The organism is Haloterrigena sp. H1 (assembly GCF_005938085.1).
In the GTDB taxonomy this organism is placed as follows: Archaea; Halobacteriota; Halobacteria; order Halobacteriales; family Natrialbaceae; genus Natrinema.
The window spans coordinates 1-24,774 of sequence record NZ_SMZK01000007.1 but is presented as its reverse complement, the minus strand read 5'-3'; the positions used below and the strand labels follow the sequence as shown (position 1 = coordinate 24,774).

The 24,774-nt window shown below is 56.4% G+C and carries 22 protein-coding genes and 7 pseudogenes; 19 read left to right on the top strand and 10 right to left on the bottom strand.

Annotation, left to right across the window (positions count from 1 at the left end; translation table 11 throughout):
* Positions 1–17: 17 nt before the first annotated feature.
* Both E2L06_RS21165 and E2L06_RS21160 read right to left on the bottom strand, forming a co-directional pair.
* Positions 18–278, bottom strand: coding sequence for a hypothetical protein (locus tag E2L06_RS21165; RefSeq protein ID WP_138783220.1), 261 nt, complete (start codon positions 276–278; stop codon positions 18–20).
* Positions 279–344: 66 nt separating this feature from the next.
* Positions 345–524 carry a hypothetical protein gene (locus E2L06_RS21160; protein ID WP_138783221.1) on the bottom strand — a complete coding sequence of 60 codons (180 nt, stop codon included), beginning with the start codon at positions 522–524 and terminating at the stop codon, positions 345–347.
* Positions 525–668: 144 nt separating this feature from the next.
* On the opposite strand from E2L06_RS21160, the gene eif1A reads away from it, so the two are divergent.
* The 13 genes and pseudogenes from eif1A to E2L06_RS21105 all read left to right on the top strand — a co-directional run bounded on the left by eif1A (position 669) and on the right by E2L06_RS21105 (position 9,693).
* Positions 669–959, top strand: a complete 291-nt coding sequence (eif1A, locus tag E2L06_RS21155) for a translation initiation factor eIF-1A (RefSeq protein ID WP_138783222.1) — start codon at positions 669–671, stop codon at positions 957–959.
* A gap of 134 nt (positions 960–1,093) precedes the next feature.
* A pseudogene (locus tag E2L06_RS21150) lies at positions 1,094–1,957 on the top strand (pyridoxal-phosphate-dependent aminotransferase family protein); the annotation flags it as partial.
* Positions 1,931–2,212: a zinc ribbon domain-containing protein gene (locus tag E2L06_RS22935; RefSeq protein WP_394348761.1), complete on the top strand. Its 282-nt coding sequence runs from the start codon at positions 1,931–1,933 to the stop codon at positions 2,210–2,212. The pseudogene E2L06_RS21150 and the gene E2L06_RS22935, both read left to right, overlap by 27 nt.
* Before the next feature lie 14 nt (positions 2,213–2,226).
* Positions 2,227–2,589, top strand: a pseudogene (locus E2L06_RS21145) (type II toxin-antitoxin system death-on-curing family toxin); the annotation flags it as partial.
* Between the two features lie 33 nt (positions 2,590–2,622).
* The gene (locus E2L06_RS22170; RefSeq protein ID WP_171052426.1) at positions 2,623–2,793 is read left to right on the top strand and encodes a hypothetical protein; all 171 of its coding nucleotides are present in this window, start codon (positions 2,623–2,625) and stop codon (positions 2,791–2,793) included.
* A 230-nt stretch (positions 2,794–3,023) separates the two neighbouring features.
* On the top strand, positions 3,024–3,989 hold the full coding sequence (locus tag E2L06_RS21140) for a transcription initiation factor IIB family protein (protein WP_138782981.1): 966 nt from the start codon (positions 3,024–3,026) through the stop codon (positions 3,987–3,989).
* A 120-nt stretch (positions 3,990–4,109) separates the two neighbouring features.
* Positions 4,110–4,565, top strand: coding sequence for a ferritin-like domain-containing protein (locus E2L06_RS21135; protein ID WP_138782980.1), 456 nt, complete (start codon positions 4,110–4,112; stop codon positions 4,563–4,565).
* 119 nt (positions 4,566–4,684) lie between these two features.
* Positions 4,685–5,443, top strand: coding sequence for an SDR family NAD(P)-dependent oxidoreductase (locus E2L06_RS21130; RefSeq protein ID WP_138782979.1), 759 nt, complete (start codon positions 4,685–4,687; stop codon positions 5,441–5,443).
* 152 nt (positions 5,444–5,595) lie between these two features.
* Positions 5,596–5,889, top strand: coding sequence for a PadR family transcriptional regulator (locus tag E2L06_RS21125; protein ID WP_138782978.1), 294 nt, complete (start codon positions 5,596–5,598; stop codon positions 5,887–5,889).
* Between the two features lie 190 nt (positions 5,890–6,079).
* Positions 6,080–6,352: a PadR family transcriptional regulator gene (locus E2L06_RS21120; protein ID WP_138782977.1), complete on the top strand. Its 273-nt coding sequence runs from the start codon at positions 6,080–6,082 to the stop codon at positions 6,350–6,352.
* Between the two features lie 139 nt (positions 6,353–6,491).
* Positions 6,492–7,817: a hypothetical protein gene (locus E2L06_RS21115; protein WP_138782976.1), complete on the top strand. Its 1,326-nt coding sequence runs from the start codon at positions 6,492–6,494 to the stop codon at positions 7,815–7,817.
* Between the two features lie 128 nt (positions 7,818–7,945).
* Positions 7,946–9,409, top strand: coding sequence for an MBL fold metallo-hydrolase (locus E2L06_RS21110; RefSeq protein ID WP_138782975.1), 1,464 nt, complete (start codon positions 7,946–7,948; stop codon positions 9,407–9,409).
* 5 nt (positions 9,410–9,414) lie between these two features.
* Positions 9,415–9,693, top strand: coding sequence for a DUF3006 domain-containing protein (locus E2L06_RS21105; RefSeq protein ID WP_138782974.1), 279 nt, complete (start codon positions 9,415–9,417; stop codon positions 9,691–9,693).
* A gap of 217 nt (positions 9,694–9,910) precedes the next feature.
* Here E2L06_RS21105 and E2L06_RS21100 read toward each other — a convergent pair whose 3' ends face one another.
* The gene (locus E2L06_RS21100) at positions 9,911–11,212 is read right to left on the bottom strand and encodes a PQQ-binding-like beta-propeller repeat protein (RefSeq protein ID WP_138782973.1); all 1,302 of its coding nucleotides are present in this window, start codon (positions 11,210–11,212) and stop codon (positions 9,911–9,913) included.
* 381 nt (positions 11,213–11,593) lie between these two features.
* Positions 11,594–12,073, bottom strand: coding sequence for a hypothetical protein (locus tag E2L06_RS21095; RefSeq protein WP_138782972.1), 480 nt, complete (start codon positions 12,071–12,073; stop codon positions 11,594–11,596).
* 722 nt (positions 12,074–12,795) lie between these two features.
* Here E2L06_RS21095 and E2L06_RS21090 point away from each other — a divergent pair.
* Complete coding sequence (locus tag E2L06_RS21090) at positions 12,796–13,692, top strand: replication factor A (RefSeq protein WP_138782971.1); 897 nt, start codon at positions 12,796–12,798, stop codon at positions 13,690–13,692.
* Positions 13,693–14,175: 483 nt separating this feature from the next.
* On the opposite strand, the gene E2L06_RS21085 is transcribed toward E2L06_RS21090, so the two are convergent.
* The 3 genes and pseudogenes from E2L06_RS21085 to E2L06_RS21075 all read right to left on the bottom strand — a co-directional run bounded on the left by E2L06_RS21085 (position 14,176) and on the right by E2L06_RS21075 (position 16,954).
* Positions 14,176–15,390: a CBS domain-containing protein gene (locus E2L06_RS21085; protein ID WP_138782970.1), complete on the bottom strand. Its 1,215-nt coding sequence runs from the start codon at positions 15,388–15,390 to the stop codon at positions 14,176–14,178.
* Between the two features lie 302 nt (positions 15,391–15,692).
* On the bottom strand, positions 15,693–16,139 hold the full coding sequence (locus tag E2L06_RS21080; RefSeq protein WP_138782969.1) for a universal stress protein: 447 nt from the start codon (positions 16,137–16,139) through the stop codon (positions 15,693–15,695).
* 387 nt (positions 16,140–16,526) lie between these two features.
* A pseudogene (locus E2L06_RS21075) lies at positions 16,527–16,954 on the bottom strand (universal stress protein).
* Between the two features lie 768 nt (positions 16,955–17,722).
* Between E2L06_RS21075 and E2L06_RS22670 the strand changes: the two are divergent.
* From E2L06_RS22670 to E2L06_RS21045, 4 genes and pseudogenes are all read left to right on the top strand, one after another.
* A pseudogene (locus tag E2L06_RS22670) lies at positions 17,723–18,590 on the top strand (hypothetical protein); the annotation flags it as partial.
* A 156-nt stretch (positions 18,591–18,746) separates the two neighbouring features.
* Complete coding sequence (locus E2L06_RS21060) at positions 18,747–19,025, top strand: hypothetical protein (protein ID WP_138782968.1); 279 nt, start codon at positions 18,747–18,749, stop codon at positions 19,023–19,025.
* Between the two features lie 2 nt (positions 19,026–19,027).
* Positions 19,028–19,762 carry an FAD:protein FMN transferase gene (locus tag E2L06_RS21055; RefSeq protein WP_249361549.1) on the top strand — a complete coding sequence of 245 codons (735 nt, stop codon included), beginning with the start codon at positions 19,028–19,030 and terminating at the stop codon, positions 19,760–19,762.
* 504 nt (positions 19,763–20,266) lie between these two features.
* Positions 20,267–20,713: a hypothetical protein gene (locus E2L06_RS21045; protein WP_249361548.1), complete on the top strand. Its 447-nt coding sequence runs from the start codon at positions 20,267–20,269 to the stop codon at positions 20,711–20,713.
* 1 nt (position 20,714) lies between these two features.
* On the opposite strand, the gene E2L06_RS23100 is transcribed toward E2L06_RS21045, so the two are convergent.
* Complete coding sequence (locus E2L06_RS23100; RefSeq protein ID WP_138782965.1) at positions 20,715–21,254, bottom strand: metalloregulator ArsR/SmtB family transcription factor; 540 nt, start codon at positions 21,252–21,254, stop codon at positions 20,715–20,717.
* Between the two features lie 627 nt (positions 21,255–21,881).
* On the opposite strand from E2L06_RS23100, the pseudogene E2L06_RS21030 reads away from it, so the two are divergent.
* Positions 21,882–22,996, top strand: a pseudogene (locus E2L06_RS21030) (M48 family metallopeptidase).
* 226 nt (positions 22,997–23,222) lie between these two features.
* Here E2L06_RS21030 and E2L06_RS21025 read toward each other — a convergent pair.
* Positions 23,223–24,038, bottom strand: a pseudogene (locus E2L06_RS21025) (IS5 family transposase).
* Between the two features lie 286 nt (positions 24,039–24,324).
* Positions 24,325–24,774: pseudogene (locus E2L06_RS22660) on the bottom strand (hypothetical protein); the annotation flags it as partial.

Below are 24,774 nucleotides of genomic sequence, written 5' to 3'. Positions count from 1 at the left end.
GTTCGAGTCGCCGTCCGTTACGTCTCGGGACCGGCTTCTATCGGCGACAACACCTGTGGCACCTCCTCGAGGGCGACCTCCTCGGTCAGGTCCTCGGTGTCGTCGACCGGCCCGTTGATGAACAGCGCGTGGGTGATGAGCGCGATCGCGACGACGCCGAAGCCGACGATCGCAGCCAAAAACGAGACGGCGGTCGCGTAACCGATGAGCGCACCGAGCCCGAGGCTCGCTCCGATACCGCTCAAGACGAGGTCGTAGTACTGGAGCGTGTATTCCATACGGTCGATACGCGACGTAGGGGCAAAACGCTTGACCCGGTGTTCGAGTCGCGCTCGTTCGAGCGATCAGAACATCCCGAAGCTCTGGAGCATCCCCGAGATCAGGGATTTGACGACCAGTCCGAGGCCAGCGAGGATGAGGGCCATCCCCGCGGCGATCAAGAGACTCTCGTACGCGACGAGTGCGATGCCGGCGAGCAAGAGCACGATTCCGACGACGCCGACCGCACCGAGGTTTCGTAACATATCCACGCGTCGAGAGCCAAGCGAAATAAGCAGCGTGGTTCCACGTCCTGCTCGAGACGGCACACCGAGCTGGGACGGTCGCATCGGGTGACGGGCGGATCAAGACAATAAAGGGTTAAACCGCTTGAACGCGAAGCCGCGGCCATGAGCGACGACGGAGATGGCGGTCGGAAGAACCTCCGGATGCCCGAGGGCGACGAGGTCTTCGCGACCGTCACGAACATGCTCGGGGCGAATCGCGTGAAAGTACGCTGTGCTGACGGGAAAGAGCGCACCGCACGCATTCCCGGCAAGATGCAAAAACGCATCTGGATCCGCGAGGACGACGTCGTCCTCGTCGAACCCTGGGACTGGCAGGACGAAAAGGCCGACATCACCTGGCGCTACGAAAAGAGCGAAGCCGACCAGCTCCGTCGCGAAGGTCACATTCAGTAATCGACGCTCGTTTTGCAGTGCTTCGTCCGGGACGAACGCAGTTGCGAGAGTTCGACCACGCAACCCGGTTCCGGTGCGGTATCAAAAGTACCATACCACCTCGTGACCCAGTGGAGCGTACTTAGGTGGTTTCCGTGACCAAGAAACAGGAATACAAAGACGACTATCCCGACAAAACGCTGTATATCCCGGGGCCGACTGAAGTACGCGACGACGTCATCGAGTCGATGTGCGAGCCGATGTTCGGCCACCGCATGGACCGGATGACCGACCTCTATACGACCATCGTCGAGGACACGAAGGAGTTCCTCGGCACCGACAACGAGGTCGTCATCCTCACGGGTTCGGGCACGGAGTTCTGGGAGGCGTCGACGCTCAACCTCGTCGACGAGAACATCCTCGTCCCGACCTGTGGCAGCTTCAGTGAGCGCCACGCCAACGTCGCCGAGCGACTGGGCAAAAACGTCGACCGCCTCGAGTACGAATGGGGCCAGGCCATCAAGCCCGAGGACATCCGCGCGGAACTCGAGGAAAGCGATACCGACTACGACGTGGTCGCGACCGTCATGAACGAGAGTTCGACGGGCGTACGCAACCCAATCGAGGAGATCGGCGACGTGGTCGCCGAATACCCTGATACCTACTTCGTCGTCGACGCCGTCTCCTCGCTGGGTGGCGACTACGTCGACATCGACGAGCACAACATCGACGTGATCTTCGCTTCCTCACAGAAGGCCTTCGCCATGCCGCCGGGCCTGGCGATTTGTGTCGTCAGCGACGACGCCTACGAGCGCGAACTCGAGAAAGATTCGGCGTCGTGGTACGGCGGCTTCCAGCGCACGATCGACTACTACGAGCGCAAAGGCCAGACCCACTCCACGCCCGCGATCCCGATCATGCTGGCCTACCGCAAGCAGATGAAACACATGCTCGAGGAGGGCCACGAGGCCCGCGACGAGCGTCACCGCGAGATGGCCGAATACACCCGCGAGTGGGCGGCGTGCGGCGTCTCGACCCACAAACCGCTGTGGGTTCGCGAACACTCCTGTCCCTCGTGCGGCTTCACCGCCGACAGGGACTGGAACGCAGCGTGGAACATTCTTTCTCGCGGTATCAAACAGTTAGGAGCGGGACGCTCCGAATCACCGCCTGTGGAGACTGCGCTCCCTACGGGAACCACTTCGGTTCCTGCAAAGCGCGTCATCGAAGCAGGAAGCCCCTCCCTCAAGGAGCGAGCGCAAGCGAGCGAGTAGGGTGGGGTAGTTCACTCCTTGACCTTCACGAGCAGATTGTCGAGGAAGGCGACAACACGGAATCAGGGGTTCGATCAGAAGATGCAGTTGCATCTGCACTGCAGTACGTTTCGGAGGGGTTTTTCGGGGAGGTCCCACAGACGATCCATGAGAAAGCAGTCCAATTGATGAGGTTGCTTGTTGCAGATCATCCGTTCGTCGACGGGAACAAGCGAACTGCACTCCGAACGGTCGTCGTCTTCTACATGCTGAACGGATACACATTCGAATACGGCGACGAAGTTCGTGCCTTATTGCACCGCTTTGCGACCGACGAAGCCGCTGTCGACACCGATACCGCAGTGATTTACTTCCGAGCGTGTGCTCGTCGCAACTGATAAAGGGACACAATGAGTATGTTCAATATAGAGATGGCGTCCAGCACCGATTCCTCGGCGACGGTCGACGAAGAAGCCCGCCGACTATACGAGCGGTATCAGTCGGCCGAGAGTGATGAGGAACGCCACGAGATCGCCCTCGAGATGGGGAAGCTTGACGGACGTCGTCACGCCGATATCTACGCTGCACTCGAAGATGAGTGATTGACAGGGGTTCTCAACGCTTCCGTAGCAATCAACGGCTGCCTTGATCCCGGTAATGACGCCTCGTGGCCAACTGATCATCATGGCGTACTCTAGCTTGGTTTTGACTTGACAGCCACCTGCATCTAGAGACACGGGAAAAGTTAACACCCATATCAATTCACTGATTGTTGAGTTCAGAAATTCCACCCAGCGTTTAACTTTTGAGAGTGCTGATAGTTAACTAATCGATGGAGCGGTTAAACCGACAGCAAGAGAACGAACCTCAGTCAGGGCAAGAACTAACCAAACAAAAGGGCGAGCAGACCTGTCCTGAATGTGAGTCAAGTGCGCTCACGAGAAGTGCAGACGAGAGTGAGATTAGCTGTGCGGAGTGCGGGTTGGTTCTCGAAGAGGAAGCTATCGATCGAGGGCCTGAATGGCGGGCGTTCAACGCGGCAGAACGGGACAGCAAATCTCGAGTAGGAGCACCAACAACCCAAACAATGCACGACAAGGGCTTGACAACCACGATTGGGTGGAGAAACAAAGATGCCGCTGGTCGCTCACTGTCCTCAGAAAAGCGCCACCAGCTCAGCCGGATGCGGAAATGGCAAGAGCGGATTCGAACAAAAGATGCTGGCGAGCGGAATCTCCAGCTTGCTCTCTCCGAAACTGATCGGATGGCGTCCGCGCTGGGTGTTCCGCGATCCGTTCGAGAGGTTGCGAGTGTGCTCTATCGACGTGCACTTGATGAAGATCTTATCCGCGGACGCTCCATTGAGGGCGTTGCCACAAGTACCCTATACGCGGCCTGCCGAATGGAGGGTATTCCCCGGTCGCTAGACGAAATTTCGGCAGTTTCTCGTGTTGAACGCATGGAAATCGCGCGTACGTATCGGTATATCGCGCAGGAACTCTCCCTCGAAATGGAGCCCGTTGATCCGAAAAAGTACGTCCCTCGCTTCTGCTCTGAACTCGAGGTTTCCGAAGAAGTGCAGGCGAAAGCGACTGAAATCATCGAGACAACTGCGGAGAAGGGACTGTTATCGGGAAAATCGCCAACTGGCTACGCTGCGGCAGCAATCTATGCGAGTTCTCTATTGTGTAATGAGAAACGAACACAGAAAGCCGTCGCCGACGTTGCTCACGTGACAGAAGTCACGATTCGGAATCGATACCAAGAACAGATCGATGCTATGGGGATTCAGAACTGACGATCGTTTGTTGGATTCGGTGTGAAAACTAGAGTCAGAGATACTGTAGCGTTTCCGTGATGGTCAGGCAAATAAAATAGCCGATGGGACTATACTTCTCTGATCTGAAATACAGATGCTATGTCAAACAATCAGGTTATTGACCTCCTCAAGCAGGCGTATAACGATGAAATGGAGACAGTAATGAACTATCAAGCTCTCTCGATTGTTCTTGATGGAATCCATGCGGAGGAAATCAAAGACAGCCTCCAACAGGACGTACAGGAAGAACTCGGCCATGCCGAACAACTCGGCCAGCGGCTCAAGCAACTGGATTCCAGTCCACCAGGGTCTGAAGAGTTCGTTGCTCATCAGGATACGCTTCAACCGCCAGCGGACACCACGGATATTGCCTCGGTTATCGACGGAGTACTCGATGCCGAAGAAGATGCGATCAACACGTATCGTGAATTAGTCGATGCAGCCGAAGCCGCAAACGACCCCGTCAGTGAGGATCTCGCAGTAACGTTACTCGCTGACGAGGAAGCGCACCGCACTGAGTTCCGTGGCTTCAAGAAAGAATATAAGGGCAACTGACGAACCGTACGCTCCGGGTGGTGCGGCCGAGCCAGTCACGTTAGCGGGCCAGCAACGAGACTGTCAGCGCGTAAAAAATAGGGGTGTGATTTTTGCGTATTAAGAATGAAGTTTCTTGTATGGTTTCAATAGCTGACAGTGTTGTCGTTGTTACCGGTGGAGCATCGGGCATGGGCCGATCAATGGCACTCGAGTTCGCGAGTGAAGGAGCGTCTGTCGTCGCTGTCGACATTGACGAAGACGGTCTCGACGAGGTCACGAGCGAAATCGCAGCCGACGGTGGTGAGGCAATCGGCGTGGTCGGCGACGTCTCTGATCGCGATAGTGTCGAGGCAGTCGTTGAGCAAGCAACCGACGAATACGGCACGATCGACGTGCTCTGTAACAACGCAGGCATCCTCGACGATTACGCCCCGGTTGGAGAGACGTCCGAAGAGTTGTGGGACAGAGTCATGGATATCAATCTCAAGGGCGTGTTCCTCCTCACGAAAGCAGCGTTGCCAGCACTTATCGATGGTGACAAGGAAGGCGTCGTGATCAATACCGCCTCCATTGCCGGCAAGGTCGCTGGTGGCGGCGGTGCTGCCTACACATCCTCGAAACATGGCGTGATCGGATTCACCAAGCAGCTGTCACACGATTACGGCCCTGAAATTCGAGCAAACGCCGTCTGTCCAGGATTCATCGAGACGGGAATGACCGAAGACATGATCGAGCAGACGCCCGACGAAGTCCATGAGATTGTCCAGGAGACGCCTGCTGAACGTTACGCTGAGCCAGAAGAAGTCGCGCAGGTCGTTGCTTTCCTCGCGAGCGACAACGCCTCGTTCATGCATGGGACTGCCGTCGACGTTGACGGTGGCTGGCTCGTCGACTAACTGCCAGTCAAACCATCCAGCCATTCTGCTTTGGAACGCCCTGTGAGCGTAAGACGTTGTAACTCTTGGAAAAATCTCGAGAGCAGAATGTGAATTTCCGTGTTGTCACTTGTTCTCGGAACGTTCATCAACTGAGACACATATCTCCAGATATGTACGATCTCACCAAATTCCAGCGGGATCTGCTGTACGTGATTGCCGGTCGGGACGAGCCACATGGCCTCGCAATCAAAGACGAACTCGAAGAATACTACGAGAACGAGATCCATCACGGGCGACTGTATCCGAATCTCGACGACGTCGTCGACAAGGGACTCGTCGAGAAGGGGAAGGTCGACCGTCGGACGAACTCCTACACGATTACAGCACGTGGCCGACGCGAACTCAAGGCCCGGCGGGAGTGGGAAGATCAGTACGTCGGTGAGCTACTCTCGAGTTCGGAGTGAGATGATTACGACCGCTGAGCGTGCGTGATGGGGCAGATTCCCTCGAGTGTCGAACCATTACGATCACAGTCTCAGGATGTCGTGAACGGAACGAGAGTCAGCTAGTGGTATAAAGAATCGACTAGTTGGATGTGCTTACAGCTACGTACGTGTGAAATAACAAGTATCATCTCAACTGAATGGCTGTCCCATGGACGACCTCACAGGATTCCAACGAGACCTGCTGTACGTGATCGCGGGCGCTGACCAGCCATCTGGACAGGACGTCAAAGACGAGATCGAGCAGTACTACAGTTCAGAGATCAATCACGGGCGACTATATCCAAATCTCGATACGGTCGTGAATAAGGACCTTGTCGAGAAAGGGCAACTCGACAGGCGCACAAACTACTACGCGATTACAAACGAGGGAGAGCAAGCAATCGAGGACCGCCGTGAGTGGGTATTACAGTACATCGACTAATCGAGATCGGAAACGATCTGGATCCTTGTTTTGATCTCTCGAACCTGGTAACTACTCGCATTCCCAGCAATTATCATCCACCAACCTACTGTATTTTATAATGAATCGGCGGAGCGTTCTTGTTTGGTTCGGAGGTGGAATGGCCGTAGTTGGACTCGGAGGATATTCCCAGCGCCGCCGTCTGCGACGGTGGTCCGACCGCGACGCGTTGCATGAAGCACAGGAGATTGACTATCCCATCGTCTCATCTCCTACATATCTCCGTCCAACAGAAGGTCATCTCACTGACGCCCTCGACAAACTTGCCCAGCGCGTAGACGCAGCTCGAGAGCGGTGGCCAGACGAGGAGATCGAGGCCGACGACCGGGAAATTATAGCGAACTCTAGAAAACAGTTCGAAAGGGCGAAAGCAACACTCGAGGATATTGAAGGACAACGTGGATCGTTTGGGGGGCTCTCGGCGGCGGAACGGCTCGACGTTCTCGGTGATCTCCGAAGTGCATTGGGTGGCGCAGAGCAGGCAGTCGCCCTGGCGGATCTCCAGCGCGGTAACCGTGAGCGAGACGACATCATCGCTACTCTCGGGGCATTACGCGATGAGTACGAGTCCGTCATCGAGGACCTACCGTACGTTGCACCCAATCTCTCGTGGGTCGTTATCGCGTATGGGGAGCTAGACGAGTGGCTGGACAACGTCCGCGGCTCCATCCGGACGGGCGAGCACCACGTGCACGATGAAGGGAACACCGACATCGTCGAACCACAGTATTCGGCCGCCCAGGCAGCCAGTGCACGCGCACGTCTCGCTGATGTTGTCCGGTTGCGCGACTCACTCGAAGAAACCGCACGAGAGGACACGACTGCGAACTCATTTGAACAGGAACTCGACGACGCGTACGAACGGCTCAACGAGCGAACGGACACGGTTACCGAGCAGGTCGATTTTGATATCGAGGACGGTGCGGACGAGATGGACTCCTATGCATACGAGATTTCGATCCAGCAGCATGCCGGAATCTACGGCAGACCCGACGATGCGTACGAGAAGGAGTTGCTCGCACTCGCAGTGCGTCAAAAGGTGGAACACCATGCTTATGCACTGATTCTCTCGGAGTTCGAGGATATACCAGCCACTCACCAGCCTACCGCTTCCATCCCTGAGTTTGACACGACGGGTGCAGACGTTCGCGACGCAAAAGATCGTGCCTCCGCCGCGCTCGACAACCGTCTCCGTACAGACGGAGACGATCCACTCGTTCGCCATCTGTGTGCAACACTCGTGGAGCGATTTGATCAGCAGGAACATCGCCTCGACCGACACCTCAACGCGATTAACGACGGTTCGGCGAACGAATGGACTGTCGAACTCGAGCGAACTCGGCTCCGATACCGCGAGATCGAAGAACTGGCTACGACGATTCCGGATGCGATAGCAACCGCCATCGGTAGCAACGATCATGCGTAGAGTGTCCCGTATCTAGAGTCGCTCGTGACCGACTAGTAGCCAATCCTTGGCGATTGTTGAGATGTGGCGTCGACGAGGCTCCCCCATTGGACGGAACACTCAAACGCGTCTCGTGAGATGACCCGTATATGAACCGAGCAACCCTCGTGGTTTCCGTGGCGCTCCTCGTCGTTCTTGCGGGATGTGCGAGCGACACCGGCGGCCCCGAGGATGCGATTGGCGACTCTCAGACCGTTGGGAATGCTCTCGAGGTTGTTGATATGAATGTCAAGGACGTATCGCCCGACGAGGAGTACATCGTTCTTGAGAATACTGCCGATGAATCCGTTGATTTATCCGGGTTTGAACTCCGTGACCGAGAGGGTGGACAGGTCGATGGCGGCCTCTCTCCGTTTTCGTTTCCAAGTGAGTTCGTCTTGGAGTCTGGGGAGGCGGTGAAGATAACGACCGGTGAAGGCGATCCAACGGACAACGAACTGTACTGGGGATACAACGTGAATATCTGGCGAGACGATGGTGACGTGGTTCGGCTCGTCGACACCAGTGGCCAAGTTGTGGTCGAGCACGCCTACGGCGATATTGATATCGATGCGTCGGACGGCGATGTAGAGGGCGATCACGGTGACGAGAGCGATGGACTCGACGGGAGCACTGTCGACACTGTCGAGGGAGAACTCGAGATTCACCACATCGACGTCGGGCAAGGCGATTCGACTCTCATCATCACGCCAGCCAATGAGACGATCCTGATCGATACTGGAGACTGGCGCCAGGACGGCAGTGAGATCATCGCCTATCTCGAGGCCCAAGGGATTGATCGGATCGACCACCTCGTCGCGACACACGCTGATGCCGACCACATCGGTGGTCACGCCGCTGTGATCGAGCACTTCGAGACGACTGGTAAGGGTGTCGGAACCGCATACGATTCGGGCGTCCCATCGGATTCTGCGACCTATGCGAACTATCTCGATGCTGTCGACGAGTATGATGTCGAGCTTCTCATCGTCGAAAGCGGTGATGAACTACCGCTCGAGGGCGATGTCTCTGCCCAAGTGATGAACCCACCTGCCGGGGACGCTGGGAGCGACGTTAATGATAACAGTGTGGTGCTGGCATTCGAGTTTGGCGACTTCCAGTATTTAGCGCCCGGCGATGTCGATACTGGTGTCGAGCAGCGGCTGGTCGATGAGTGGGGAAGCGACCTCGAGAGCGATGTCTACAAGGCTGGCCATCACGGCTCATCGACCTCCTCGAGTGACGCCTTCGTGGATGCCGTAGATCCGGAGACGGCTATCATCTCGAGTGCCTACGACTCACAGTACGGGCACCCAAGCGATGAGGTCCTCGAACGGTTTGCCGCTCGAGAGATCGAAACGTACTGGACGGGAGTCCACGGCGATATTGTGGTTCGCACCGATGGCACGTCAATCGAGGTAGAGACGGAAGAGTTGTTCTCGACGGACCCAGAGGATATCCTTGCGGAGACACCTGATTCCGACGACGAGACGAACTCTCTGATATCTCCTCCGCTTGTCACAGGTAGTGTCGCCAGTGGAATTGATGGAGCTGTCGCTCCTGCTATGGGGTGAGAAAGATGGATGGGACCTACACTGGCGTTGTCGATCGAATTGAGGACGGTGAGGTTGCCGTGATCTTGCTCGAGGAGAATGAGCAGGTGATCGAGCAAGTCGATGTCCCTGTGGCTCGATTGCCTGAGCCCGCTCAAGCGGATGGTGGTGTGTTGTCGGTGACGCTCGAGGATGGCGACATCGTGTCGATGGAATATCGACCGGACGCCACTCGAGACCGCCGTGAGTCTGCACAAGAGAAACTGGACCGGTTGTCGGAGAGGTTGTCCGATCGCGAGGAGTAAGTCGACGCTGGAGGTAATGAAGAGCGACTCTCGAGGAAAAGTCTGTAGTGGACACTTGGTTCTGTTCCGAAGTTCCGTCTGATAAGAGGCGAACCGTGGATAGGTGAACGGTCAATACAGGTAAACCACATACCGGTCAAAACTCGTCTAGTCACTATCATATCTTGAGCAGTTACTTTGCCACATCAGTGTGATACTCTGAACTTAGTGTTGCATCCTATCGGGCCGATAGACTGACACGGTTACGAGGCAACCATGTTGAAAGAAATACCTGCTCATCAGCGATGACAGGGCTCCCAACACTTTGTTCGGATATCATTACCTGCGTCTGTTCAGTACCGTCTTGAAGATCAAACACGCGGAGTCTACTGGACGATGTTTCCTCACTGCGCTCATGGTGTTCGGTAAGGTACATGCTTCCGCCAGCGATAACTGGTAGACTAAAGGAAACTGTTCCATCACCCTCCCCTACGACTGTCCATAGCACGTTTCCACTATTGAGGTCACGACACTCAACACGATCATGAGTATAGTCGTGAAAACCATGATGAACGAGAGAGCGATTCTCAGCAACAGCCGCAACAGACTGCTCACCGTTAATCGTCTGCCTGCCCATCTCATACTGGAGGTCAGCGGTTTCTGACCATTTGAGGTCCTGTGTTGTGAGATTTAGTGCAAACAATTTCTGTGCATCAGGTCTGCCAATTGACGCGAGTAGATACGATGATCTCACTGCTGCGTTTCGTGGTGCAACTGTTGAATTCCTCCATCGTGTTTCGCCCGTGTGTGGCTCTAATGCGTGTAGTTCTGACGACTCTCCGTCATGTGCTGCACTAAGCGTCACGTATATCGCTTCGTTGTTAGCGGCGACAAGATGCCAGTCACGGTTGTCCTCACTGCGAGTCCAGTATGGTGTTCCAGTATACGGATCAAGGGCTTCAAGAACGGGTTCGCTAAGAGTTCCACCGACAGTGACGACGAGGCCGTGGGTAACGATTGGGCGTCTATAGTTACGACTGTCGTGGGTCCATTGGATGGTCCCATCAGCCGTATTTAGCGCATAGAGCTTGTCAACGGATGTGAGCCAGAAGACAGTTTCACCCGCAACTGTCGGTGGATAGGCAAAGGCACTGCCACGTATCTCAACTTGCCATCGTTCCTCACCTGTCCGGGCATCAACGGCAATGAGTCGCTCAAACTCCTCACCGCGGTCAACGCCAGCATATACTAGATAGGCAATTCCGTCTGCAACGATTGGTCCAGCAACGTTGTCAATAGTTCGAGCCGTGTATGTGGCAACCCAGTTAGTAGATTCAGACAGAGTGTCAGGAGCCGCGTATTCGAGCGTAGCATTCGTGTTTGCTGCATCGTAGTTAGGATGTTCCCAGTCACCCGCCTCAGTGAGAAACGGTTTCGGTGCGAGACGCTGTTTGTCACTTTTAGAGAGATCCAGTCTGGCACATCCACTGAGAGTGGCTGTTCCGACTGTCGCAAGGAATAATCGTCTAGTGGAGGGCATATATTACCTATTTTATTTAATCCAAATGTATTTTGTGAGGTCCGATCCCCAGATAAATATTCTTTCTAATGAAAACTGCCATGAGTGTTGTTACTGCTTTCAAGATTCAGTCAAGAGCCCCTGGCACGCTCGAGTCCCGGGCTGGCGAGACGCACGCATTTCGCTTCCCTTCGCTCGGATCACTCGCGAAGACCTCGCTGCGAACTATTATGCGATTACAGCCGAGGGAGAGTAAGCAATCAAAGATCGTCGTAACTGAGAGTCACAGCATGTCGAGTGAACTGAGAGCAGAAGCGGCCTGGACCCTTATTTTCCTTATCATAACGGGTATGAGTAATTGTACAGAGTGTACGTGTATCAGTTGCCACAATATGGGTTGACCTACTGTTCGAACATACCGGGATTGTCCGTTGCACGAACCACCCTCGAGATTTCACCAAATGAGTCTACAACTCCTGCGACGGTGTAGTACTCCCTTTCAGACGGTGACGGGTTGAAGGGGACTCGACTATTTTCACCAGGCGTAGTACTGTCGAGCGTGAACTCAACTAAATAGTATACTGATTCCGTAAAGATATTTTCAAATGTCTGAGTTTCGCCGGGATCCATTGACGAAGTGGCGGTCAATGTTCGTTGCTGAGGTGGGACAGTCACGTTCCCAGAGACGGTGTAGCCATCTGCTGTCGTCTCACTTTCAGCGCCAATGTCTATCAGCGAGATCCCGATATTGTGTGGAAAGTTGTCTCGATTTTCGAATTGGAGACTCCCGGCGGGGGCATCGTCGTTACGAAACTGGGAACATCCAGCAAAACCTGAAACGCTGAGCACACCGAGTGTTGTGAGGAGGGTACGACGGTTCATGTTCGAAACCCAGCCGGAAATGACAAGTAACTTTTGTAACTTGGCTGTCCGAGAGTCTTAATCAACAGGATGACCGAAACATTTGCAGCTGTAGTGGCGGGTGGGTTACTGAAGCAGCTGTACTAGTAGACATCTTACTGAGCGGCGTGCAATCACCGCTTTCGATAGTAGGTGAAAGCCCCACCCACGTGGATTGATCGGGCTGCTGTTGCGTCGGTTGCTCGCTCTTAGGATCGGCCCGCTCCGCTCGCCGCGTGCCGCCCTCCGCGTCGCTCGCGACCGACCATTCCGGGCTGCGGTTCGCTCCTGGCGTCGCTCATCGTTCCGGGCTACAATGAATCTGGTCTCGACGCCAGCATTAAGCGCGTTTTCGGTTGCGCCCCTCGCGGGTTTTCGCGTTCCAGCGCTTGGTGCCGCCTGCGCTGTCGCGCGCCATACTGCGGCGCGCGTTCTCGACGACAGTCGCGCTGGACACGGACCCGCAGTCCGGGCCGGACACGAGAAACGGCTTAAAGCTGGCCGCTCGCTTCGGGCGGGACGCCGCGCGGTGCTGGTTGGGACACCTCATTCAGGCGCGCTCTCACTCGCGCCCAGATGGACGCTCGCGAAGGCGCGAGCGCGAGCGCGCAGATAGATCTAGTCGGTCGGTGTCGTCGGAAAACCGCGATGTAGTAGCATCGCGGTGGCAGGCGCGTGAACGCCTTCGGATCGAGTGAGATCCAATGTCTAGTAACAACTCGAGTAGCAAGGTCGTTACGGTCGATGAACAGGCACTCAAACAGGCGGGCGAGCAGGCGGTCGATAAAGACGGTTTCCCGGTCGTCGACGAGACGCCGGAATTCGAGGCAACGGTCGAGCAAGAGGTCCAAGCAAAGGTGGATGCGAACCACCCGGACGGAATCGCAGACACGAGCGATGAGCGGATCCACGGCGCGACCCTCGAGCAGGAAGAACGCATTCGAGCACGAGAGGATGAACTCGAGCGGATCAGTGCCCAGGCCGAGATAGGAACACAAGAAGGTCGAGAGAAGCGGACGCGAGCGATCGCTGCGAACCAGAGCAAAGAGCGGCGTCTCGAGTTCCAAAAACGGGTGGCAAGCGTGGATCCGATGGCGGATCCGGAACGAGCGGATCCCCGGACAGAACTCACCCAAGAGCAGTTGGCGGCCGTGAACAAGCAGTCGATGCGACTCGCGAAGCAGTTAGATGGCTGGTCTCGAGCAGCGATCAGCCGGTGGTTGAGTGAAGCCGTCGTCGGTGGCCAAGACCTGACGAGTGCGGTTGTCAACGTGTTCGAGGAACTGCAGACGGCGCCCGGACACGTCATTCCCATTGGAAAACTCGAGGAGGTCTCTCGGAAAGAAGTGAGCATCGAAGGGCGTGTCGAAACCCTGTGGGATCCCTCGCATCCAAGCATCGCACAGGTCGGGCTCATTGCAGACGACAGTGGCCAGACACGCGTGACGATCTGGAAGTCCTCTGACGCACCGTGGATCGAGGAAGGCGAGCAAGTTCGCATTCACAAGGCTGCCCGGAACTGGCACGAAGGCCGTGTCTCACTGGCCGTGACCGGCTGGACGACGATCCACTTCCCCGAGCGCGGCCGCTGGTGGGAATAGCCGGAGCGGTACCCCTTTTTTGCTGGTGTGAACGCAGTCACCGCCACCTCCCACCACCTCCACGGTCCGGGCTGCTCACGGCCGGTGGCCGTTGCGCTGCCGGGCTTTCGCCAGAGTATGAGTCCGTTCCACGACCTTGCCGTCACCTAGTAGTAGTTAGTAACACGACTTTTTATTCAGAAATATGTCTGAAACTGAGTCGAGCAATTCGGTAACTACATCTGCGAACTTCTCACAGAATGTTTTGATAGTTGAAACACATGTTTTGATAGATGTGCGAGATACACAGCGCATATTCAGCAAACCTGTCTTAAAATTGTTTAATCCGAGTTCGCCAAGGCCCCATCTGGATCCATTCGTGCCGGGTGAGTCTTACCAGTCCAAGGGGAAAGGGTGGAGCCGATAGTAAAACCAACTTCTGTAAGCAATCGAGGCACGATGGTCGTCTCGGGCCACGTTGCTCGGTAAGTGTGCCTAATACCGTTATCCACCGAGCCACCAGCCGTAGAGCTTCTCCTCCTCCTCAGCGTCGGGGTGCTTCTTCGATTGGCCGTACGTTTTCCCCTTTAGGAGTTGTCGTTCGACTGTATTCGCGGCGAGACGGAGTGCATGGGTAGCGCCGTAACCCTCGCCGTCGGCGGTGAAGTAGCCACGATCAGTGACCAGCCGTATTCGTGCCAGCACGAGCGGCACGCCCCGGGTCTGTTCCTTGTGCTCTTGCAGTTCGATGCTGGCCTTGATCACCTGCATATCGCCGTACTTCGAGGTCATGCTCTCGATCAATGCGGAGACGCCGTCGTAGTCCATGCCATCGAGCAGGTCGAGACCAAACACTTGCACAGGCTGGCGCCCGTTATCTTGTTCCCAGGTGAGTGCCTTGATGACATCCGTTTTCGTGACGATCCCGCTGGGTTCGCCCGTCTCACTGTCAGTGACGACGAGCGAAGAGATTTCCTGCTCGAACATCGTCTCAACCACCTCGTCGAGCGTTGCGTCTCGCCCGATGGTCACGACCGCATCGGACATCAGGTTCCGGACCGGCAGATCGAGCATCCGATCAGACTCCCCTTCGCGCGCGCCGAAGCCCCCGTGGCTCCCACCGGCGGCTTTCCCACCGCCGCCGACGTTGCCGGATGAACCCCCCTGGCTCCGACTCCCCCCTCGCGTCGTGAACTCGATGACGTCGTAGAGGCTTAGCATCCCCACTACTTCGTCGTCTTCGACGGCCGGGAGATGGGCGATGCCCGATTCCCGCAGCGTGTTGAGCGCTTTTCCGATACCGGTCTCGGGGGTCACGCTGATCAACTCGGCCGAGTACGCCTCGTCGACGGTCGCTGCGTCGAGGAACGGACGGACGGTCGCGAGGACGGCATCTGCGGTCACGACACCATAGACACGTTCGTCGTCGAGGACGGGAAGTGTCTTGGCGTCGCTCCCGATCATGAGTCGGGCGACCTCGCGGACGTCTTCGGTGCGTTCGACGGCCGGGACGTGTTGCACCTGCGAGCCGACCTTCGCGGAGGGCTGATTAGACGACGATGCCAGCTGTCGACGGCTGACGACGCCGCGATACTCGTCGCCGTCCGTGACGACGACGACATCGAGTTCCTGGTTCTCGAACGCACCTGCGACCTTCGAGACCGGTGTCCCAATGTCGAATTCGGTGAACGATGTGGAAACGATCTCGGTGATGTCCATGTTGACTCTCTCTTGGTAGAGGATCGCCGTACGGTTATGGCTGTCCCACCGACCGGGGGTGAGGAGCCGTGAGCTCGAACTCAATTCCAGTGGGCTGATTCGATTACGGAGCAGGAGTTGGTAGAAATCGACTGCGAGATAGAGAGGGTGAGGCACCGTAAGAAAGGGTGGAATCGAAATTTACCCTTGTAATTTGGTAGTAAGGCGTTTGATACCTCTATTCTAATATGAAATGAGTATTTTTACTGCGCCCTCAGAGGGTATGTCTTGTAAGGCAGGCAACTCCAATTTCGTTGGTGTTATTACCTGACAACGGTGACCGGAACGGTAGCATGCTCGACGACGTCTCGCGCCACGCTGCCCAAGAACTCGATGGTTCGTTCCGACCGCCCCCGGTGACCGAGGTAGAGCGTCTCGAACGCCCCCTCCTCAGCGTAATCCGTTATAATCCTCGCTGGTTGGCCGTAGCGTAATTCGCCAGATACGGTTTGTCCTCGCTCCGCGGCAAACTCGATCGCCTCGTCCAAGATCTCTTGACCTTCCTCCTCCGCGGCGTCAAAGCTATCGATGATCAGCCTGTCCCGACGGTCAGATTCGGAGACCGGCTCTCCACCGCCAGTATCATAGATATCCGGTTCAATCGCGTGGATCAGTGTGATTGATCCGTCGGTCGCGTTAGCAATATTCGTGGCGTACGAAAGCGCCCGATTACTCTCCCCGGATCCGTCAACAGCGACGAGCAGTTCCATACCGAACTATTGGGGCCAGAACCGTTAAAACAGTCGTCTAATCTGACGATCTGGGAACGATTCTCCACCCCTGGGGCCCGACCGCCCCACCGGCCAAGCGGAAAGATCATAGATCCTTTCGAACACCTCGTCCTCGACGAATCAGCTTCTATTTCAACTTTGGGTTCTCTGTGAAATATCTCGCCGCTGCATTCTGCCTCTGTATCTTGCACGACGCTTCTGACAACAGTTCGGTAGTTAGTCGAGTCTCTACAAGATACACAGCGCGAATGCAACGCGAGATGAGAGGCGATCTATGAGAGTTGGTGATCGCTCAGTACAGATAGACGATGTAGCACGACGGTTAGTTCTTTGTCCGCCATCTGGTACCGTTCAGATGGACACGTACTACCAAACAGTCGTTACCGGGATCGGTGACCGTTCGAATACCGTCTTTGCAATGTACCCTACCAGAAAGCTTCGTGTAAGACCCTCACTGTGCTCTCCATGAGCCCCCATTACAATCGTGTCGTAGTTTTCAGCACGGTTTACGATTGCTCGCGTTAGGTGGCCTAAACCGACGGCCGTCTCTATCTCTGTGTCATACTCAGCAGCAATATCGTGGGCCGCATCAAAAATCGGTTTGGCCCGTTCCTCAGCGGCTGTTTCGATGTCCTCTTCTAATGCAAGACCCACTGCGCTGCCCATCATCATCGATGGAGCGCCAACGACATGATAGACAGTTATCTCCGCATCTGAATAACCTCAAGTGCATACCTGAGTGCCCGTCCCGCTATCTCTGAGTCGTCCATTGGAACGAGAACACGTGAAACCATGACGAACGCTACAACGAAGGTATGAATAAAGCCTTGTAGGTTCATGGCTTCGGAATGAAACAAACAAAGCCGTTGTACTGAACCTATCCTCTATAGTCAGCAGGCGAATTTTGACAGATTGGATAGAGATCGGTAGTCGCTGTAGTAACTGTATGCCCTGTACTGACCGCGAGTTTCACAAAGAGCCCTGAAAAAGGAACTCTGCCACTGTCTACTGAGAGAGGTTTCTCTACCCTACGAGCAGGTGAGGGGCAGTCGGAGTTACTCATTGCCCTCGTGAACACCATGACTTTCAGAGAGGTTTACGAGACAACATTCTACGAAGACGTCCAACCCGATTCGAGCGCCAGTCCGTGTCCCAACTGCAACGGACGGGTGACCACCAACGCAGTCGAAACTCGTTGTGAGGGCTGTGGACACCTTATTGAACCACAACACTACCAGACCCAGAAAAGAGTCAATCCCACTTAGATAGGATGCTATTTAGAAAGATCATACAAGTATTAGAACAAGATATTTACTGGAGTAGCAATATAGATTTGTATAATGCCAGAATATGATGGCTGTGGCTCTCATGTCACAGAGAACTACTACCGGGTTTTTGCTGTTGATGGTGATCTGCCAGCGTGTATCCATTGTGCCAGCAACCGTGAAGCTCGAGAAGCAGGACTCCGCCAGCAATAGCGTCTCAGTGATCTCATTTACAGATCTTCTCTATCGAACTGAACCTGATCGAGACGTGAGACCATACAACCCACTACCCAATCAATGACTGATCGAGATTCTGACTTTGAAGAGCTTCGTCGACCGGCGAAGCGTCGCATATCCCAGACGAGACACTCAGCGAAGATGATGATGGCGAACCTGATCGACAGCGGAGCGCGACGGCGACGACTGGATATCCGGACACGCCAACGGAAACGGATACCGAGTGTCGGTCCTGTGGCGCACCGATCTCAGTTAACCGGACCAAATGCTTGTTCTGTCTCACGAACCATCTCGAGGACACCGCTTCTGAGACAGACGCACCAGCAACAGAGTGGACACTCCTCGGCGTCATCCACATGTTTGTCAAGTCGTCGACGTTCTACGCGCTGTCGCGAAAGGCGCGGCCGCTGCGACGCTCCTTGCCTCGAATGCGACGGAATCAACTGTCGACGACTGCACAATCATCTATGATCTCGAAGACGAGCCTGCAGCCCAATTGACCGATCGGTGGCCTGTACTACCCGCTGCAGTGCGGATCTCGTCCACTGACGGTGAGCAGCTTTTCGCAGCAGCCCATGATTGAACAGCGTGGACTGACCAATCAGCGGTGGATAGCGACTGCGAACCAACAACCTATCTCTACGATGAGGGTGGGTCCGGAATTCGTGACAAGCAGCGGCTTGCGACGGTGCTCGACAACGCCGACGATGATGTGTGGCTAGTCCCAGCAATTGCCCTCCAGCAGGCACCTAAAGAACGTGAACCTGAGCATCAAAACAGTGGCATTCCGACCAAAGAACGCCTCGAGTGTCACCAGTGCGGACGCACAACCGATCATCGATTCAGCGCTCATGAATCCGTGCCCGACGAAACCTGGACCGGCCACGCAATCTGGGAGTGCCAGGTCTGCGGGACGCCGTGCTATGGCCGAGCCCAGAATGAGTTGTTAAGAGTTGTTGATCCCCAGACAGCGAGTTGCAGAGTGGGTCCCCTCGCTGACAAAAGACGATTCGATGGTTGGACGAACATTCGATTGATGGACGCGAAACGATAGATAAGGCAGTGAGCTATCTGTACTTGTCCCATGAGAATCCCAGTTCCGACGAACAGACTTGTTTCGCTCACGCTCGCCGGCGCAGTGCTGACCAGCTTCGTCGCGCTCGCGTTGGCGGCCCCCGGGCTTGGAGTCGGCATCGATTCGTTGGCCGATAATGAGAACCCGACGGTCGCAAGCGACGCGCCAGCACCGAACGAGGACTTCACGCCGGCGGTCCAAAGTGGCGGCGGTGAACACGAGAACGATGAGTACGAAGAGCATGAGGAGTACGAAGAATACGAAGAGCACGAAGAGGAGGACGACTAGTCATGAGCCTGGCGGATACTCTCACTTCCGCCCGTACACGACTCGGTGACGCTCGTCTCGAGTTTCGGTGCTGTGACACCGACTTCACCGTTCAGATGACTGGCTACCGCGCCGAGGTTGCAGCCGAGCGAGCGCGGCAAACTGCGCTGTCGCTCGAGGCCGAACTCAACGCGTTCGATTCAGAGAGTGAGGTCGCACGTCTCAACCGGACAGGACGCGTCGAGAACGAACACGTCGCCCGGCTGGTTCGACGGCGGCCTCGAGTCAGCGAGCGTACCGACGGCGTCTTCGACATCCAGCAGGGGGCGGTCGAACACGACCTGAAGGCATACCTTCGCGGCGACCGGAAGACGGTTTCGGCGACGGTTCGAGACCGGATCGGTGCGCGTCGACGGCGATCTCGTCGTCACCGGAGACGGAACTCGACCTCAACGGCCCTCGCCGAAGGGCTACATCGTCGATCACGCGGGCCGCTTCGGGACGGGGCCGGGCCGACGCGGCTTCGTCAGCGGCGGTGGCGATATGTCGCCGCCGATTGGCCCGATCGCTGTCGAGAGTCCGTACGCGATTCTCGTCCGCTCAAAGTCCTCGAGACCGACTGGAGCGTCGCCACCTCCGGAACTATCGCCGGGAGCGCCGATGGCATCGATTCACGTCTACGATCCGACGAGCGAGCGGCTGGGTGCACGCCACGAGTCGGTCACTGTGGTCGCAAAACGCGACTGCATGGAGGCTGACGCGCTCGCGACGACGCTCGCTGCACTGCCGCTCTCGGATGCGCTTGAGCGTGCAGCCGCGTGGCCGGACTCGAGGCGTTCGTGGTTCACGACGGTGTCTTTCGGACGACGGAGGGATTCGATGAGCACGTCGCATAGCGGGACGATCCAGTCGTCGCTGTTGTGTTACTTCTCGCAACGGTGCCGGTGCTGTGGGGGGATCGCTGACGTTCGCGAAGCGCAAGCGGTCGACCGCAGCAGTCGGACTCGTCGACTCGACAGTGCCGGACAAGACAGGCTCCGAATGATTACGACGGCGATGGGATTCGTACAACGCAGACCAGTGTCCGACGCGAGCGGAGACGACGAACGGCTTCCAAGATGGCGACGGCTGTCCGGAGTGGTCGAGACAACGGGGCCTCATAATGGAGGTTATCTGGTATCTCGACCGTGGTGCTGCGCTGGTTGCCTATCCTGCGCTGTATCTGTCGGTCTTGACGGGGATTCTCTACCTGCGCGGTTCGTTTGGCCCACTCTACCGGTTCTCCCGCGGGTCCACATCGAGGTGTCGGTGTTCGCGATGCTCATGACACTACTCCACGGCGTCCTCGCGTCCTCGACACCTGGTTCATCGTCACTGGATCGGCTCCCCAGCCCGCGTACTCGACGACGTACCTGCTCGCCGGCGTCGTCGTCGGCGTTGGGGCGCTTCAGGTACTCGTCGTCGCGGTCCTTGGGCTTTCTCGACGCACAGCGGGTTCGAAACGTCCTTGGGGACCGAGAGTTATCCACGCGTTCGCCTATGGTGGCTTCGTGTTCGCGACGATCCATGCTGTCGCCATTGGGACCGACGTCGCAGGGCTGATCCGCCCGGTCTTCGGCCCAGCGATCGCGTTCCTCGGCTACGTCCTGCTGTTGCGCCTGCTGGTGGCCAGCGGGCGGCTGTCGACGCCTGACCCGACGCGGCAGTAACTCAGTAGCCGTCCCACAGATTGAACAGCCGGTCGACGACCCGATCGGTGAACGTCCGTCGGTGGACAGTATAGAGATACTGTACGCGCTCTGGGTCGCGCAATTCGTATTCGACGCTCCGGCCCTGTCGCTCCTTGGTGACGAGATCCGCATCCTCGAGTTTCGAGAGGTGCCACGACACCGTCGAGGGCGACCGCTCGAGGCGGTCACTCAGGTCGGCAGTCGAGAGCGCCCCCTTAACAGCGAGGTGAGCCACAATCCGACGGGCGTACTCGCGTCGTAGCGCGTTCATGACGGCCTGATCGACCTCGTCGAATTCTTCAGCCGGATAGTATCGCGTGTACTTACCGTCGTCAGATTCCTCGAGTAATCCCTTATCTTCGAGCCAGCGGAGGTGATACTGCAGCGTCCCTTGGGCGTACTCAAGGTCCCCAAGGAGGGCACGGAAGTGAATCCCTGGATTGTCACGGACGTGCTGGTAAATCGTTCGCCGTGATTGGAGTTCCAGTTCCGGCTCCGCGTCCGGGTCAGCGTCCGTCATGGTCAGTCCCGACTCAGCGCAACGAAGAACGCGAGCAGTCCGACGAGGATGAGTGCTGCCACGCTGTGTTCCAGCAATTCGACGGTTTGAACGGAGATACGGCAGGAGGTAGTACTCGAGGAAGACGACGAAGCCATAAATCGCGAACATGAGATAGCCGACGGCGACGACGGCCATGCGCTGGTCGCGTTCCCGTCGCCACGCCAGCGCGCTGAGTACCGCCAGCGTTGCGCCGACGAAAAAGATACCGAGGCTGATGGTCTGCTCGAGTTGCTGAGCGAGCGTCAGCGCAACGACTGTCGCGACGAAATCCGAAGCCAGTGCTGCCATTCAGTCTGAATAGAGTGAAGGATCGGTCAAGAAAAAGAATTGTCGTCCAATCATCGAATTGTGTCGTTGGACCGCACCGTCTATGCGACCCTCGTCAGGCGACAGGAACGTGTGAGAGATTCAATGGAAAGTCTCCGTCGATGCAGTCCCAAAGCGCGGCGAGATTGCAGGCAGACCGAATCTAACAGAACTGTCCACTGTACTTGTCACGAGTATTGAAATATGTCTGTCTGTGGAGGGAAATGCCAAATCGAATCCTTCGAAACACTGTTAGAAGGTCGGAAATAATGTAACAACGTGTCTCTCTCACCGAATCGACAACTCCAGGTGCGAATCGCTGGCACACTTGCGCTGGTGGTCGGTGTCAACGTGGTTGTTCTCTCAATTCTCGTTTGGAGTGGTCTCCATGTGGTGTCTGCAAGCGGGTGGTCACTGCCGACTGAAGTCGGTTTTCCGCTTACTGTTGGTGCAGTCCTCCTCGGTGGAGTCGGACTCGTCGCTCTACAGGGACGGTATGGGTCACGAAAAGCCGTTGGGAGACTCAGCCTCAACGAATTCGATAGAAGTGGGCCACGAAACGTCACTGGGAGGGTCCGTCGGCTGGCAACGCAAGCTGATGTCCCGACCCCGTCGGTAGCCGTTGCCGACCGGGCCGAACCGGGTTGTTTGACCGTCGGGACGCAACGGTCGCCAACAATCGTGGTTACGACGGGGCTGCTCAAGCAACTCGACGATGATGAACTCGATGCAGCCCTCGCTCACGAAGTTGCTCACATCGCCAACCGTGATCTTCCAGTTGCCACTGCTGTCGCTGCGACCGTCGCCTCGGAGATCAGTTGTTCGAGCGCGAACGACTGCTTCGCCGAGTTCTCGGGAATATGGTGATGATAGGTCTATTCACTGGAATCGGCATCTTCATACTCGCGATACCGATTTTGGTGCTTGGGCTGGCGTACCTCGTTGTAAGTCTCGTTGCACGAGGACTACTTGGAGTGAACGCAATCGCGCTCGGATTGTTCTCGAGGACGCGTGAGTACGCTGCTGATCGTGGAGCCAGTCAGCTTACCGGCGATCCGTCCGCTGTGGCAGGTGCACTCGAAACACTCGAGGATGAACGCCCGAAACGGGACGCACGGCTGCATGCCAGTGCAACGCTTGGGATCGTGCCGCGTCCGCTATTAGTTGAAGAGGACGACGACGACGAGGAGCACTGGGTAGAACGGTATTTGCCGGCGGTATCGATTGAAGGGCCGGAGGATCCAAGCGGACTGAATCGGGGTTTGGTATGGCTCTACGCGAGGCTCGTCTCGCCAGTGATCGCGGAGGTGCGTCGGATGCTCAGATGGCGACCCTCGACGCACCCGGCGACCGAAACGCGGATCGATCAGTTGCGGGCTCTCGAGCAAGATTGACTGCAGTGTTGAACGCAAGACAGCGCCGTCATAGGAATTTTTGACATTCACTTTTCCACCGGTAACTACGCTCTATCGGTAGGTTCTGAGATCGGACGATTCGATTTCAGCCGACTTGTGCAGTAATCAAAAACGTCAGTTTCACAAGATACTGCACGAAGTGTGAGATGGACGATGGCGATGCCTCTCTCGAATACGTCCGGAGAAGAGGAGCAGGCGGCGAGCCTTAACTCGCCGCCTGCGCAAGGTTATGGACGATGCACTTCCGTGTGAGCTCCCGGAACTGGCCATGCCAGCTCCGGGAGCGGATCTCGTCGCCATCGTCCTTCAGCATCGCAAATACGGTCTCACTCATTGACCGTTGATTGTAGACTTCGTCGTCAATTCTGACGTTATGTGCCTTCTTGAGTGCGTTTTGCTCACAGTGTTTAATCACTGGTCGCGTTGACGCTTCACGACAGGCCTCCCGGAGATTGCTCCATGAGTACATCTTGTCAGCCAGAAGTGCCTGCAGGTCTTCGGCATTGCGCCGAAAGACCTGCAGCCCAATGTGGCCGTCATAGGCTTTCTTTGTGGTGAAATGAGCGTCCATGATAGCAAGTGACTCCGTATCGACGAGCAGCGTTGTCTTCATCGCATTGAACGAGTAGCCGACACGATTTCGGTAGTGCGAACTAGCCTGATCTCGCTGGAAGCCGCTGGCATCGATCGAAGCAGTTCCGAGAGCCCCGCCTGCTCCGCTGACCGGCGGAGCAGGCGGCGCAACTCTTTCATCGGGAATTCTCCGTCCCACACGCTGAAAGACGTGTAATCAGGTGATTTCTCAAGGCCAAACACAGCAAGAATTCCCGGCATCTCGTTCAGATAGTCCTCGAACTGCCGGAGCGGCTTGTTGACTTCCTCTTTGAGCAAGAGCAACGCGATCTTCGTGGATTTTGTCGTACCCGTCGTCGCCGTCGGCGACGGCGGGTACGTCTGGCTCTTCTACGTGGGTTATGGCAAACTCTTGAAACGTCTGTGCGAGGTTCCTGAGACGTCCCATATCGCCAGACGGCGTCCAAATCCCCTGAAATCAGCGATACAATCCGCAGAAGGCGTCGGCATTCAACAGAGCAACAATATGGACACGCTGCGAGCCTGCATCGCCTACGAAAACCAACACCAACAACGTGTCCCAATCCTCCGGTTACTCGAGAAGCGAGCCAACGAACTCCGTTCACAGGACAAGGATGACTAACTCGACGTGCCTGCTGGCAGATTGTAGGACGACCGGGAGGAACCCTGCCAATTCCTTGCTCTGCACGTGGTGCCACAGAAGCCGTTAGCAGTCATCCCTGTACCTCCGTCCCTTCCCGGAAGCTCGTGAGGTCGTCAATACGCTCTTCGAGTGCTTCGATTTCCTGTTGCAGTTCCTCGGCTTCTGTCTCCTCGCTAGCGGCAAGTCGGTCCTTCAAGCCCTGGAGGCGTGACTCCTTGACGTCGTCATCAACCTCGCCTTGCGAACGTATTCGCTCTCATCGATCTCATAGACATCGGACTCGGTGAGTGTCGTCACCTCGAGTGCTTCGTCGACTTTCTGGCGATCAACGCTCATGACGCGCTCACGGTCGATCCCTTCCGCCTCGAGCATCGAGAGGACGTCCTCGTCGTCTTTGAGCGAGCGGTTACGGCGACTCGTGCGCTGGACCGAGCCGTACTGACCGGCAACAGGACGGTCGTGATGGAGCCGTGAGAGAAGCACATCGGCGACTTCTGTCGAAAGTCGTTAGCGTCACGCT

Coding starts and splice junctions, on each gene's coding strand:
- E2L06_RS21165 (WP_138783220.1), bottom strand. CDS start 278: ATGGAATACACGCTCCAGTACTACGACCTCGTCTTGAGCGGTATCGGA.
- E2L06_RS21160 (WP_138783221.1), bottom strand. CDS start 524: ATGTTACGAAACCTCGGTGCGGTCGGCGTCGTCGGAATCGTGCTCTTG.
- eif1A (WP_138783222.1), top strand. CDS start 669: ATGAGCGACGACGGAGATGGCGGTCGGAAGAACCTCCGGATGCCCGAG.
- E2L06_RS22935 (WP_394348761.1), top strand. CDS start 1,931: ATGGCCGAATACACCCGCGAGTGGGCGGCGTGCGGCGTCTCGACCCAC.
- E2L06_RS22170 (WP_171052426.1), top strand. CDS start 2,623: ATGGCGTCCAGCACCGATTCCTCGGCGACGGTCGACGAAGAAGCCCGC.
- E2L06_RS21140 (WP_138782981.1), top strand. CDS start 3,024: ATGGAGCGGTTAAACCGACAGCAAGAGAACGAACCTCAGTCAGGGCAA.
- E2L06_RS21135 (WP_138782980.1), top strand. CDS start 4,110: ATGTCAAACAATCAGGTTATTGACCTCCTCAAGCAGGCGTATAACGAT.
- E2L06_RS21130 (WP_138782979.1), top strand. CDS start 4,685: ATGGTTTCAATAGCTGACAGTGTTGTCGTTGTTACCGGTGGAGCATCG.
- E2L06_RS21125 (WP_138782978.1), top strand. CDS start 5,596: ATGTACGATCTCACCAAATTCCAGCGGGATCTGCTGTACGTGATTGCC.
- E2L06_RS21120 (WP_138782977.1), top strand. CDS start 6,080: ATGGACGACCTCACAGGATTCCAACGAGACCTGCTGTACGTGATCGCG.
- E2L06_RS21115 (WP_138782976.1), top strand. CDS start 6,492: ATGGCCGTAGTTGGACTCGGAGGATATTCCCAGCGCCGCCGTCTGCGA.
- E2L06_RS21110 (WP_138782975.1), top strand. CDS start 7,946: ATGAACCGAGCAACCCTCGTGGTTTCCGTGGCGCTCCTCGTCGTTCTT.
- E2L06_RS21105 (WP_138782974.1), top strand. CDS start 9,415: ATGGATGGGACCTACACTGGCGTTGTCGATCGAATTGAGGACGGTGAG.
- E2L06_RS21100 (WP_138782973.1), bottom strand. CDS start 11,212: ATGCCCTCCACTAGACGATTATTCCTTGCGACAGTCGGAACAGCCACT.
- E2L06_RS21095 (WP_138782972.1), bottom strand. CDS start 12,073: ATGAACCGTCGTACCCTCCTCACAACACTCGGTGTGCTCAGCGTTTCA.
- E2L06_RS21090 (WP_138782971.1), top strand. CDS start 12,796: ATGTCTAGTAACAACTCGAGTAGCAAGGTCGTTACGGTCGATGAACAG.
- E2L06_RS21085 (WP_138782970.1), bottom strand. CDS start 15,390: ATGGACATCACCGAGATCGTTTCCACATCGTTCACCGAATTCGACATT.
- E2L06_RS21080 (WP_138782969.1), bottom strand. CDS start 16,139: ATGGAACTGCTCGTCGCTGTTGACGGATCCGGGGAGAGTAATCGGGCG.
- E2L06_RS21060 (WP_138782968.1), top strand. CDS start 18,747: ATGAGAATCCCAGTTCCGACGAACAGACTTGTTTCGCTCACGCTCGCC.
- E2L06_RS21055 (WP_249361549.1), top strand. CDS start 19,028: ATGAGCCTGGCGGATACTCTCACTTCCGCCCGTACACGACTCGGTGAC.
- E2L06_RS23100 (WP_138782965.1), bottom strand. CDS start 21,254: ATGACGGACGCTGACCCGGACGCGGAGCCGGAACTGGAACTCCAATCA.